The following is a 12481-nucleotide window of genomic DNA, read 5'->3' as shown; positions in this document are numbered from 1 at the left end:
GGTACGGTGCTGCCCAGCCCGGTTGGCGCGGGCGACCGTGCGTTCGCTTAGCGCGAGGTACGCGACGGCCCTGACAGGGCTAGTCTCGAAAGTGAATCCACCGCCGTCGGGCGCACGCGCGGGCGCGCGGTGGGCATACCTCAAGGAAAGGACACCCCTGATGAGTTCGATCGTAGTAATCGGTGGTTCGGGCTATGCCGGCTCGCACATCGTTGAGGCAGCCGCGGTGCGCGGAGAGCACGTCACCAGCGTCACCCGGCGGGAGGCCGCGACGCAAATCGCCGGTGTCACGTACCGCACGGGATCGATTCTCGACGCTGACGACCGCGCGAAAGCACTCGCAGGCGCTGACGTTGTGGTCGTCGCGGTGTCACCGCGCGGTGCGATGGCTGGGCAGGTTCGACCTGCAATCGCCGCGCTTGCGGCTGAGGCTGAGGCTGCCGGCGTGCGACTGGGAGTCATCGGCGGGGCAGGATCGCTGGAGCAGACACCGGGTGGGCCGCTGCTTGCCGAGTCCCCTGAGTTTGGTGAGGAGTTCAGGCCGGAGGCCCTGGAGATGGCCGGTGTGCTCACCGACCTTCGCGCGAACGAGGGCACCCTCGACTGGTTCTTTGTCAGCCCCGCTGGCGACTTCGGTCCGTGGGTCGCGGGGGAGTTCCGCGACGAGTATCGGGTGGGCGGAGACGTGCTCCTCACAGACGAGAACGGGGTATCCGCGATCGGGGGCGCAGACTTCGGCGTCGCCATCATTGACGAGATTGACGAACCAGCACACCACCGCCAGCGGTTTACTGTCGCGTACTAACGGTGAAGCGTCGGCCAGGAGCCGCTACGCTGGGCTAGTGAATTCCGGTCTCATCTCCCAGCTACGCAGCGACCTCCTGGCCGCGCGCTACTCGCTCTCCTCGCTGACCACCCTCTGGGGGCGTACCGCTGAGGAAGCGCGACGGCGGGGCGTCTTTCAGCCGGCACTGCGCGTGCTGGCGCAACGCAAGCCTGCACCGAACGTGACTCTCGGCAGGGTCTTCCTGCTGGGCGCTGCGGTGTCGCGCGAAGAGCTCAACGGCGCACTGCCCGCGCTTGGCGCAGCTGGCGCGGAGGCGCTTGGCCTCGTCGCCGCTGTTCCGGGCACTCCCGACAGCGTGAATGACGACGGCGTCGCCGCAGGGGCGTTGCGCGCGGCGCTCTCCCTGAACCCGGTTGAGTTCCCTGACGTCGAGCCAGCAGATCTCGAGCCGGCCGGCACTCACCATATCGAGTGGTGGATCCTCTCCGACCTTGATGACGAGCTCCGGCGCGGCCCGGCCAGACCCGACCACGTGATGGGCGTTGGGGGAGCGACGCGCACGCTGCTCGCACAGGTACCGCCGATCCGCGTCGCCCGCGCCCTCGACCTCGGCACGGGCTGCGGCATCGTGGCGATGTACCTCGCTCACCTGGGGGCCGCGCACACGATCGCGAGCGATATTTCGGAGCGGGCGCTCACGCTCGCCCGCGCCAACGCGGCGCTCAACGGGTTCGACGACCGCATTGAGTTTCGCCTCGGCAGCCTGTTCGAACCGGTCGAGGCCGAGCGATTCGACCTCATCGTCTCAAACCCGCCGTTCGTCATCACGCCACGCGGTGACGACGAGGGCGCACGCTACGAATACCGTGACGGGGGTATGACCGGCGATGAGCTTGCCGCAACGGTCGTGCGCACTGCAGCTTCGCACCTCGCTGACGGCGGATCGCTCGTGTGTCTCGCGAACTGGGAGACCGAGTGGGGCGGGCACGGGCTCGAACGGGTGCGCGGCTGGATCCGTGACGCTGCGAGCGGCAGCGGCGCCGCCCTCGACGCCTGGGTCATCGAGCGCGACCGTGTCGACACTGCGCAGTACGCGGAGACCTGGGCGCGCGACGGCGGTGCGCGGCCCGGCCAGGCTGCATTTGATGAGCTTCTTACCGCGTGGCTCGACGATTTCGGGTCGCGACGCGTGGTGAGCATCGGGCTCGGCGCGATCCACATGCGGCGGACGGCCGACGACGCCTGCGACTCGCCAGCTGATGCATCGGTGATTCACGCGGAGCAGGCCACCGGCGCGCTCGCCTCGAGCGGGCTGGGGCGTTCGCTCCGCGAAGCGTTCGACGCTGGCGCTGCCGCCGCGCGCGCCAGCAGCGAAGTGGTGCCTGCGCCCAGGTGGGTGCGCGCCGCCGACGTCTCAGAGGAGCGGATCTACACGCCGGGCGAAGAATCCCCGAGCGCGATCACGCTCGTCGCCGACGTGCCGATCGCGCGCCGGGTGACTGCCGATACGCTGCTCGCTGCAGCGGTTGGCGTGTGCGACGGCGAGCTCACGCTCGGGCAGATCGCTGATGCCCTCGCCACGCTCCTCGCGATTGATGCTGACGCTGCCGGCGAAGCTCTCGTTGCGGGCGCGCGCGAGCTCGCCTGGCTCGGTGTCCTCGCGCCAGCACGCGATTCATCACTGCCAGGCGCCACAGCACAATGAGGTGTGCGGGCGAGCTGTGACGGCAGCGGTTACGAGAGTGGCGTGACCAGCCCGCGAAGGAACGAGGCAGCGGCCCCGGCACAGGCCAGGATCACGACGAAGCGGCGCACCTGAGCCGGCGTGACCAGGCGCAGCAGTCGCTCGCCCGCGGCAATGCCGAGCAGGATCGCCGCGAACACGATGCCCCAGAACCACCAGTCGGTATCGGGCAGCATCCCGGCAGGGTTCATGAGGAGCTTTGCGCCAGCCGAAGCCAGTCCTGTCACCACGAAGTACGGCTGCAGGGTCGCCGCAAACGAGACCTGTGGCCAACGGGTGAGCACCGCATACGCACTCACAGCCGGGCCACCGACACCGGCGAGCGAGTTGGTGAGGCCGGAGAGTAAACCGGTCAGGGCGCGCGGCGCCCGTGGTTCCGTCGAGAATCGCTCGCTCGTGAAGATGAGGGAGAGGCTCAGCGCCAGCAACACGATGGCGCCAACCGAAACGGCCATGACGGCGGGTGAGAGCAGCTGGGACAGCCAGGATCCGACGACAGCGCCGATGATCGCGAACGGTGTGAGCCACCGAAACATCGACCAATCGACCGATCGCCAGACGCGCGGCAGAATGAGCAGGCTCGAGACTACGCCAAGAATATTGACGAGCAGCACGCCCGAGTGGCCGCCGAGGAGCAACGTCATGAGTGGCGACACGAGGAGCGCAAAGCCGAGGCCAGCCATGCGCTGGGCGGCGGCACCGACGACGGTGACGAGAACGATGAGTATGCCGAGTGTGAGCGTCACAGTGCGCCACCGCGTCGCGAATGGGCGCGTTCGCTCGTTCCGGCACATACAGGACAACCGGTAAAGAGAGGCATGCGCCCCATTGTTGCAGAGAGGCAGCTGCGGCCGGGCCAGGCCGTCGGGCGTCGCGTGCGCCGGAGGCATGCGCCGTCTCGGTAGACTGGGATGGTGATGCGTACCACCGATCTCCGCGGCCGCGAGCTCTCCCGTGGCGAACTCCTCTCCCTTGTGCCACGCGCTGCCCTCAGCGCGGACGTTGCCGTCGAGCGCGTGCGCCCCCTGGTGCAGGCTGTCGCCGAGCGCGGCCAGGCCGCGCTTCGCGAGCAGGCTCGCGACTTCGACCGAGTCGAAGGGCACGCACTTCGTGTCCCGGCTGAGGCCGTCGTCGCGTCGCTCGGGGAATGCCCCGCCGACGTGCGTGACGCCCTCACGCAGCTCGTAGAACGGCTGCGGATCGGCTCAGCGGCGCAGGTCCCCGAGACGCGTGTCAGCCACATCGGTGACGGCGCTCAGATTACACAGCGGTGGCAGCCAGTCTCGCGAGTCGGACTGTACGCACCGGGCGGTAAGGCCGCATACCCTTCTTCAGTCATCATGAACGCCGTTGCAGCGCAGGTCGCTGGCGTGCCGAGCCTCGCGCTTGCCTCGCCCGCGCAGGCTGACAACGGGGGACTCCCGCACCCAGCTGTGCTGTGGGCCGCGGCCCTCTGCGGGATTGAAGAGGTCTACGCGATTGGGGGAGCGGGGGCTATCGCTGCCTTTGCGTACGGCGTCGAAGAGATCGGTCTCGAGCCGGTCGACGTCGTGAGCGGGCCGGGCAACGTGTTTGTCGCGGCGGCGAAGCGTGTCGTGAGCGGGAAGGTCGGCATCGACTCGGAGGCTGGCACCACCGAGATTCTGGTGATTGCCGACGCATCCGCGAACCCCGCGTATGTTGCGGCTGATCTGATCAGCCAGGCCGAGCACGACGAAGCTGCCGCCTCGGTCCTTGTCACCGACTCGGAGACGCTCGCGGATCGCGTGCTCGCCGAGATCGCGGTGCGCGCCCCGCTCACCGAGCACGCGGAACGCGTTGCGGTGGCGCTGCAGGGGCCACAGTCCGCCGTGATCCTCGTTGACGATCTTGCGACCGCGGTGCGGGTCTCGAATGCTTACGGGCCAGAGCATTTAGAAATTCAGACGAGCAATGATGACGCAGTGCTCGCTGGGATCACTGACGCTGGCGCGATCTTCGTCGGCGGATACACGCCGGTGAGTCTCGGAGACTATCTCGCGGGATCCAACCATGTGCTGCCGACGGGCGGCACCGCACGCTTCGCTGCGGGGCTCGGTGCCCATACGTTCCTGCGGCCCCAACAGATCATTTCATACGACCGAGCGGCCCTCGCTGCAACCGAGGCCCCGTTGCTCGCGCTCGCGGGCGCGGAGGGCCTGCCCGCACACGGCGAGGCAGTGAGCGCTCGCTTCGAACAGGAAGGCTCCTGATGCACTGCCCCTTCTGCAGACACTCCGACAGCCGGGTCATTGACTCGCGCACTGCCGATGACGGCATGTCGATCCGCCGTAGGCGCCAGTGCCCGAACTGCAGCAAACGATTCACGACGACCGAGACCGCCAGCCTGACGGTGATCAAGCGCTCTGGGGTTGTCGAGCCGTTCAGCCGCGAGAAAGTCATGGTCGGCGTTCGCAAGGCCTGCCAGGGCCGCCCGGTGACCGAGGCGGATCTCGCGCTGCTCGCGCAGCGAGTCGAGGAGTCCCTACGTCTCACTGGCGTCGCCCAGTTCGAGACCAACGACATCGGCATTGCGATCCTCCCGCACCTGCGCGAGCTCGATGAGGTCGCCTACCTCCGCTTCGCGAGCGTGTATCAGGCGTTCGACTCTCTCGACGACTTCGAGGCTGCGGTCCGCGACCTGCGCGAAAAGCGCGGCAGCGACGACAGCGGACTCACCGCCGATGCACCGGCATCGATTCAACAGTAAGGCGAGACCGTGACACCGGCGACTGAACGGGCAAAGATGAGCCCCTACAAGATCCTGTTCAATACCGTCCTGAAGCGGATGGATCCCGAGCGGGCGCACCACCTCGCGTTTGCCGTGATTCGCGCATTCCCGGCGCTCGGCGGCATCGTGGGCAAGGTGTGCGGCCCGGATCCCTCGCTGCGAGTGCGGGCACTCGGGCTTGAGTTTCCGAGCCCGTTCGGGTTGGCCGCGGGCTTCGACAAGAATGCCGAAGGCATTCTCGGCCTGGGCGAGCTCGGCTTCGGGCACGTCGAGATCGGCACGGTGACCAAGCATGCGCAGGACGGGAACCCGAAGCCGCGCATGTTCCGTCTCGTTCCGGACCGCGGGCTCATCAACCGGATGGGGTTCAACAACGGCGGATCCGCCGCAGCGGTGCCGCGCATCGAAAACGCCCGAATGCGTCGCCGTCGGCCGATCATCGGCGCGAATATTGGCAAGAGCCGGGTCACTGAGGTCGAAGACGCGACGGCGGACTACGTGTGGAGCGCTGAGCGACTCGCCCCCATCTCTGATTACCTCGCGGTGAACGTGAGTTCCCCGAACACGCCCGGCCTTCGCGGGTTGCAGGAGCTCGAGCTGCTCGAGCCGTTGCTGGCGGCCGTGAAGACCGCGGCGGGGGAGACCCCGCTCCTCGTGAAGATCGCCCCGGATATGGAGGACGAGCAGATCGACGGCATCGTCTCCTTGGCAGTGCGCCTCGGGCTCGACGGCATCATCGCAACGAATACGACGATTTCGCGCGAGGGGCTTGCGACGCCGGCTGCGCGCGTCGAACAGATGGGTGCTGGCGGACTGTCAGGTGCTCCGCTCGCGGATCGATCGCTGGCTGTGCTTCGGCGGATCCGTGAGGTCGCACCCGCCGAGTTCTGTGTCATCTCTGTCGGCGGCGTCACCACGGCAGCCGACGTGCTCGAACGGCTCCGGGCCGGAGCGACACTCGTGCAGGGCTTCACCGCCTTCGTCTACGAGGGCCCGCTGTGGGCTCGACAGATCAACCGCGGGCTGCGCTCAGCAGGGTGGCGCCAGGCGGCCTAGCGTGCACCGCCAGAGACAACGAAGAAAGGCCCGGATTGCTCCGGGCCTTTCTTCGTTGTGCTGCGGGTCACGCCTCCGCGCGGTGCAGGCGGCTTAGTTCGGGTACTTGCCGCGCTTGACCTGCGGCTTCGGCATGCGCAGCATGCGGAACTGCATCGCACGCATGGCGCCGTACCACTTGAAGCCTGGCTGCACGTTGCCCTCGCCGAACTTCGCGGTGAGCTTCTTCTTGAGGATGAAGGTCAACGCAAACGCGTCGATGATCGCGAAGAGCAGGAAAGCCCATACGAAGAACACGCCGTAGACCTGGACCCAGCCGGGGAAGAGGGCGACGACGAGGAAGATCACCATCACGGGAATGAGGAGCTCACCCGCGCTCCAGCGCGCGTCGACGTAGTCGCGTACGAAGCGACGCTGTGGTCCGCGGTCACGCTGCGTGAGGAACCGCTCGTCGCCGGCCATCATGCCAGCGCGGGCACGATTCCTGGCTTCGTTCTGCGCCTCGCGCTGCTGCTTACGCAGTTCCTTGTCGTGCGACCCGACGATCGGGCGTGCCTTCGCAGCCTGAGCGGCGCGGCGCGACGGTGTTGGGCGACCCTTGCCCTCAACTGCTTCTTCCTGGGTCGAATCAGCTGTCTCGTCTCGCTTGCCAGCGCTCATGATCGCCTGTGGTTTCCTCTCATCAGACACCCAATCGGGTTCGTACACTCGACACCAAGCGTACCGCGTCAAACCGGCGTAGACTGGAGACATTCGGCCCACGGGCCGTTATTCGGCCTGCGAGCCGCACAAATGCTTCGGCTGAGGCCGATGGGAGCAGAGTTGAGAGCAGAGGAGAACGCATGAGTAACGACACTGCAGTACGCGAACACGGGGTCGATCTGAGTTCCGCGGCACAAGACAAGGTGCGCAGTTTGCTGCACCAGGAGGGTCGCGATGACCTTCGCCTGCGTATCGCCGTGCAGCCCGGTGGGTGCTCCGGCCTGATTTACCAGCTCTACTTCGATGAGCGCCAGCTCGACAACGACGCAATCGTTGACTTCGAGGGTGTTCAGGTGGTTGTCGACCAGATGAGCATTCCCTACCTCGCCGGTGCAACGATTGACTTCGAAGACACCATTCAGAAGCAGGGCTTCACCATAGACAATCCAAATGCTGAGGGAAGCTGCGCCTGCGGCGACAGCTTCGCCTAAGAAAGAATGTTCGACTCTGTTCGGCGCGACACCCCGTTTGCGTTCGGGGAACGCTCAGCTTCGCGCTAAGCTAACAGGTAGTCATCAGTTTCGCCTACCTGCGTGGGCAATGACCAGTAAGAATTCGAAAGGTATGCGGTGCGTTCCAATCGTGTAAACAAATGGGTTGCGGCCCCAGTCGCCATTGGCGCGGCTCTCCTGCTCGCTGGCTGTACTCCTGAGCAGCAGCGTGGCTTCCTCCCCGAGGGATCCACTCACGCCACGAACCACACTGAGGGCATCACTGCTCTCTGGGTGAACTCGTGGATCGTGCTGCTGGGTGTGGGTGTACTCACCTGGGGCCTCATCATCTGGGCAACCATCGCGTACCGTCGCCGTAAGGGCCAGACCGGCCTTCCGGTGCAGCTTCGCTACAACATGCCCATTGAGACCTTCTTCACGGTTGTCCCCGTGATCCTCGTGCTTGGCTTCTTCGCGTTCACCGCGCAGGAGCAGGCAAAGATCGAGGCTCGCTACGACAACCCGGAGAACGTCGTTGAGGTCTACGGCAAGCGTTGGGCTTGGGATTTCAACTACATCAGTGACGACGTCTACTTCCAGGGCGTTCAGGTGAAGACCGACGAGAAGGGCTCGGCGCTGCCCGAGACCATGCCGGTCCTCATGCTCCCCGTCGACAAGACGACGGAGATCCGCCTGGAGACGCGCGACGTCATCCACTCCTTCTGGGTCGTTGAGTACCTGTACAAGAAGGATATGATCCCGGGCCAGACCAACTACATGAGCTTCACGCCGACTGAAACCGGCACGTTCATGGGTAAGTGTGCCGAGCTCTGTGGCCAGGACCACTCGATGATGCTCTTTGAGCTCAAGGTTGTCGAGCAGGACGAGTACGGCGCATACGTCGAGTCGCTCCGCGCTGAGGGCAACACTGGTCGCATCGGAGACGAAGCCAATGCGAACATCGAGTCGTTCTACGGCGACGAGGCCGCGGCCCAGAACGAGAACAAGTAGCGAGGGAAATAGAGATGAAGAAGGGTAATATCATCGTTTCGTGGATGACCTCCACGGATCATAAGGTGATCGGGTACATGTACCTGATTAGTTCCTTCGTGTGGTTCTTGATTGGCGGCCTGATGGCCCTCCTGATCCGCGCGCAGTTGTTCGCTCCAGGCCTCGAGGTCATCGCGACCAAGGAGCAGTACAACCAGCTGTTCACCATGCACGGCACGATCATGCTCCTCATGTTCGCAACGCCCCTGTTCTCGGGCTTCGCAAACGTGATGATGCCCCTGCAGATCGGCGCCCCCGACGTGGCGTTCCCCAGGCTCAACGCATTCGCGTTCTGGCTCTACACGTTCGGATCGCTCATCGCCGTCGGTGGCTTCCTCACCCCGCAGGGTGCCGCTTCGTTCGGCTGGTTCGCTTACGCGCCGCTTTCTGAAGTCACGTATTCTCCTGGCGTCGGTGGGAACCTCTGGGTCCTCGGCCTCGGTATCACCGGCTTCGGCACGATCCTTGGTGGCGTGAACTTCATCACGACGATCATCACGATGCGCGCTCCGGGCATGACGATGTGGCGTATGTCCATCTTCACCTGGAACACGCTCGTGACCTCGCTCCTCGCTATCCTGGTCTTCCCCGTGCTCGCAGCTGCGTTCTTCGCACTTGCGGCAGACCGTGTCTTCGGCGCTCAGATCTTTAGTGGTGAGGGCGGAGCAATTCTCTGGCAACACCTCTTCTGGTTCTTCGGACACCCTGAGGTCTACATCATCGCGCTGCCGTTCTTCGGTATCGTCTCTGAGATCTTCCCGGTCTTCAGCCGTAAGCCCATCTTCGGTTACAAGACCCTGATCTACGCGACAATCGCGATTGCTGCGCTGTCGATGACCGTGTTGGCTCACCACATGTACGTCACCGGTTCGGTCCTGCTGCCGTTCTTCGCCCTGATGACGATGCTCATCGCGGTTCCGACCGGCGTGAAGATCTTCAACTGGCTGGGTACGATGTGGCGAGGCTCGATCACTTTCGAGACCCCGATGCTCTGGTCGCTTGGCTTCCTCGTGACCTTCGTCTTCGGTGGCCTCACCGGTGTCATCCTGGCTTCGCCGGCACTTGACTTCCACCTCTCCGATACCTACTTCGTCGTGGCTCACTTCCACTACGTCGTATTCGGCACGGTCGTCTTTGCGATGTTCGCTGGCTTCTACTTCTGGTGGCCGAAGTGGACCGGAAAGATGCTCAACGAGCGTCTCGGCAAGATCCACTTCTGGGTCCTGTTCATCGGCTTCCACACCACCTTCCTCGTGCAGCACTGGCTGGGTGTCATGGCTATGCCGCGTCGCTACTACACCTACCTGCCTGAGGATGGCATCACCTGGGGCAACCAGCTCTCGACTGTTGGCGCCGTGATTCTGGGTGCGTCGATGATCCCGTTCCTCCTGAACGTGTACATCACCGCCCGTCGCGCACCGAAGGTCACCGTGAACGACCCGTGGGGCTACGGCCGCTCGCTTGAGTGGGCAACTTCCTGCCCGCCGCCGCGCCACAACTTCACGTCGATCCCGCGTATCCGCACCGAGTCGCCTGCATTCGATCTCAATCACCCTGAGGTGAGTGGCATCGAGCAGCCGAAGCCTGCAACGGTTCCCGACTTCGCCGAGCAGAAGTAACCAGAGGGAGTATTCACTATGAAATCGAACATTGTGATCTTCTGGATCCTCACGGTGTACTTTGTCGTCCTTGGCTTTGTCTACACCGCGTGGAACCTGATTACGCACGGCTACGTCGAGTGGGCAGGCAGCACCGTTCTCTTCGGTGGTGCCTTCCTCGGCGGCTTCGTTGCCGTCTATCTCATGCTCGTCCAGCGCAAGCAGGGCGGCGTGCTCATCGAGGATCTCGATGACTCAGATATCGACGATGGCGATCCCGAGCTCGGCGAGTTCAGCCCGTGGAGCTGGTGGCCAATGGTGCTTGCACTCGCGGCGTCGCTCTTCATTCTCGGACTGTGCCTCGGATTCAACTTCTGGATCACCTTCCTCTCGATCCCGCTCTGCATCGTGGCGGTCGTAGGCTGGGTCTACGAGTACTACCGCGGACACTTCGCAAGGTAATCTGACAACGTGGCAATCACCATTCGCCGGGGCCAGGCCGAGGACGCGGAAGCGCTCCTCGGCCTGGCCCGTCAGTTCACGACCGGACGCGATCCGATTGGCCGTGACGACTTTCAAGTCGCCTACGACAACGTGCTTCGTCGACGTGACCAGGAGACCAACGTGCTCTTCGTCGCTGAGAATGACGGAGTCATTGCGGGATACTCACTTATGACTGTCTCGCGACTCCTCCACGCTCCCGGGCTCACCGCCCACCTGCAGGAGGTCGTCGTCGACGAGCAGTCCCGTGGTCTCGGTATCGGTGACCGCATTATTGCGGCAAACGAGCACTACTGCATGGGACGTGGCGTGCGTCAGCTGTCCGCTTCGACGGCCCGCATTGGCTCGTTCTACAATCACCGCGGCTTTGAAGCTGTCGGTGAGCACTACCGCAAGCTCCTCGAGCTGGAGTAGCGATGAGCAGCGCCTCGATAAGCGCTGCACCCGGGGCCCGTCGTCCGCGACGGCGCCCCGGGGAAAATCGTGCCGGCCTCATCGCAGCTGGCACCATCGAATTCGGGTTGTTCGGATACGCCGGAGCGCAGACCTCCGCAATCGCCACACGTGCGGGCGTCTCCCAACCCAACGTCTACGCGAACTTCGCTTCGAAACGCGATCTCTTTCTCGCCTGTGTGCGCGAGCTCCTCGCCGCCGCTGGCGGCGAGGAACAGAGCCTCAGCAGCACGACGATCGCCGAGACTGTCTTCTCTACGGTGCGCAGCCCGAAGACGCCGCTCGCACCCTCCTCAGCAGCACCGCTCACAGATGAGCACCTCCTGCTGCTCTACCAGGCGATTGCTGCCGCACGCGAGCCTGCGCTCGCCCCTGAGCTTGCCGGACTGCTCGGCGAGATCCACGCCACCCTGGGCATGAATGCGCTCGCTGAGGCGCTGCTGGCGGCCGCCACGATGCTTGCGGTGCCCGACGCGCAGGACTAGCTCCCGCTTTCTGGCTGTGGTAGTTCCACTAGGCTGGCGACGCTCGCTCAGGTGCGACGCTCGCTCAGGTGCGACGCTCGCTCAGGTGCGACTCTCGCTCAGGTGCGACGCTCGCTCAGACGCCGACCAAGCACGCGTACTCGCTCTCGCTTGCGCTGAAGTCGCATTGCGCGTGATGAGGTGTTGTGTCATCGGGTTTCCTGCATCGTTTCCGACGAGATCTGCCCGCGAGGACTGGGTATGCGTCTCCTAGCAGTTGAGGATGTAGCGGCTGGGGGAGTCGACGCGGGGCTGCGATGAACCGGGTGAGTGCGGCAAGGTCTCGAAAACCGCACACTCAGGTGCGGTGAAGGAACCGGCAGTGCGCACCTGGCTTCCGGAGTAGGGCATGAGTCGCTCGGGGCAGCCTCACCCTCGATCGCTCCACCCCGCGTGTTGAAGTGGGGTACCGGGCAAGAGTGGTCTGGGGTGCCTGAGGCCGGCCGGCCGGCGAGGGGGCCGGTGTTCCAAGTGGTCTGTGGTGCTTTAGCAGGCCTGTTACCTAGGTGTTGCGGCACAGTGCTGCTGCGACCTCCTCAACCTTGAAGCGCCGGGTGGAGCAGGCAGTTAGAAGGGGTGCAGTGTGGGTTCTTCGACCGCGGGTTCTTCAACCGCGGGTTCGAATTGCACTTTGCGTTTCGGTTTGGGCCGTGTGGCCCGCAGCTCCGGCAGTAAGTCTGGTGGCAGGTCGATATAGATACGCCCAGTCGGTGACGTCCACTCGAGCACCCCGCCTGCGAGTTGTTTCACTGTCCAGTCCGAGTTGCCTTTCAGTGCGTGGTGGCTGCGGCACAAATGTGCGAGGTTGTCGGTAGCTGTGGGCCCG

General features: G+C 64.6%; 13 protein-coding genes. 11 read left to right on the top strand and 2 right to left on the bottom strand.

The annotated features are described in order from the left end of the window. Nucleotides 1–160: 160 nt before the first annotated feature. Nucleotides 161–805 carry an NAD(P)-dependent oxidoreductase gene (locus AUL38_RS16525; protein WP_059063914.1) on the top strand — a complete coding sequence of 215 codons (645 nt, stop codon included), beginning with the start codon at nt 161–163 and terminating at the stop codon, nt 803–805. A gap of 37 nt (nt 806–842) precedes the next feature. Continuing rightward, on the top strand, nt 843–2492 hold the full coding sequence (locus AUL38_RS16520) for a class I SAM-dependent methyltransferase (protein WP_059063912.1): 1650 nt from the start codon (nt 843–845) through the stop codon (nt 2490–2492). A 29-nt stretch (nt 2493–2521) separates the two neighbouring features. Here AUL38_RS16520 and AUL38_RS16515 read toward each other — a convergent pair whose 3' ends face one another. Next, nucleotides 2522–3277 carry a sulfite exporter TauE/SafE family protein gene (locus AUL38_RS16515; RefSeq protein WP_059063918.1) on the bottom strand — a complete coding sequence of 252 codons (756 nt, stop codon included), beginning with the start codon at nt 3275–3277 and terminating at the stop codon, nt 2522–2524. Between the two features lie 171 nt (nt 3278–3448). Here AUL38_RS16515 and hisD point away from each other — a divergent pair, with 171 nt between their 5' ends. From hisD to AUL38_RS16500, 3 genes are read left to right on the top strand one after another with little or no spacing between them, the layout of a single operon-like run. Beyond that, entirely contained in the window at nt 3449–4762 is a 1314-nt protein-coding gene (gene hisD, locus AUL38_RS16510) for a histidinol dehydrogenase (RefSeq protein WP_059063916.1), read from the top strand. Further along, a complete protein-coding gene (nrdR, locus tag AUL38_RS16505; RefSeq protein ID WP_059063910.1) occupies nt 4762–5259 on the top strand; it encodes a transcriptional regulator NrdR in 498 nt (165 codons plus the stop codon). The genes hisD and nrdR overlap by 1 nt, the downstream gene beginning before the upstream one ends. Nucleotides 5260–5295: 36 nt before the next feature. Beyond that, on the top strand, nt 5296–6336 hold the full coding sequence (locus AUL38_RS16500; protein WP_059063908.1) for a quinone-dependent dihydroorotate dehydrogenase: 1041 nt from the start codon (nt 5296–5298) through the stop codon (nt 6334–6336). 93 nt (nt 6337–6429) lie between these two features. Here the strand turns inward: AUL38_RS16500 and AUL38_RS16495 are convergent, their stop codons facing one another. Beyond that, nucleotides 6430–7044 (bottom strand): DUF3043 domain-containing protein, encoded by a 615-nt coding sequence (locus AUL38_RS16495; RefSeq protein WP_235590764.1) that lies wholly within the window; start codon nt 7042–7044, stop codon nt 6430–6432. A 134-nt stretch (nt 7045–7178) separates the two neighbouring features. Between AUL38_RS16495 and AUL38_RS16490 the strand changes: the two genes are divergently transcribed. The 6 genes from AUL38_RS16490 (at nt 7179) to AUL38_RS16465 (ending at nt 11616) form a co-directional block, all read left to right on the top strand. After that, nucleotides 7179–7529 (top strand): iron-sulfur cluster assembly accessory protein, encoded by a 351-nt coding sequence (locus tag AUL38_RS16490; protein WP_059063905.1) that lies wholly within the window; start codon nt 7179–7181, stop codon nt 7527–7529. 138 nt (nt 7530–7667) lie between these two features. Continuing rightward, entirely contained in the window at nt 7668–8540 is an 873-nt protein-coding gene (gene coxB, locus AUL38_RS16485) for a cytochrome c oxidase subunit II (protein WP_059063902.1), read from the top strand. 14 nt (nt 8541–8554) lie between these two features. Beyond that, complete coding sequence (ctaD, locus tag AUL38_RS16480; RefSeq protein ID WP_059063900.1) at nt 8555–10198, top strand: cytochrome c oxidase subunit I; 1644 nt, start codon at nt 8555–8557, stop codon at nt 10196–10198. A gap of 18 nt (nt 10199–10216) precedes the next feature. Beyond that, nucleotides 10217–10639: a cytochrome c oxidase subunit 4 gene (locus tag AUL38_RS16475; RefSeq protein WP_059063897.1), complete on the top strand. Its 423-nt coding sequence runs from the start codon at nt 10217–10219 to the stop codon at nt 10637–10639. 9 nt (nt 10640–10648) lie between these two features. Continuing rightward, nucleotides 10649–11092: a GNAT family N-acetyltransferase gene (locus tag AUL38_RS16470; RefSeq protein ID WP_059063895.1), complete on the top strand. Its 444-nt coding sequence runs from the start codon at nt 10649–10651 to the stop codon at nt 11090–11092. A gap of 2 nt (nt 11093–11094) precedes the next feature. Then, on the top strand, nt 11095–11616 hold the full coding sequence (locus AUL38_RS16465) for a TetR/AcrR family transcriptional regulator (RefSeq protein ID WP_059063894.1): 522 nt from the start codon (nt 11095–11097) through the stop codon (nt 11614–11616). Nucleotides 11617–12481 lie beyond the last annotated feature (865 nt).

The sequence above is a fragment of the Leucobacter sp. G161 genome (genome assembly GCF_001482305.1).
In the GTDB taxonomy this organism is placed as follows: Bacteria; Actinomycetota; Actinomycetes; order Actinomycetales; family Microbacteriaceae; genus Leucobacter.
The sequence above is the reverse complement of the archived record's forward strand: the minus strand, read 5'-3'. Positions and strand labels throughout refer to the sequence as shown.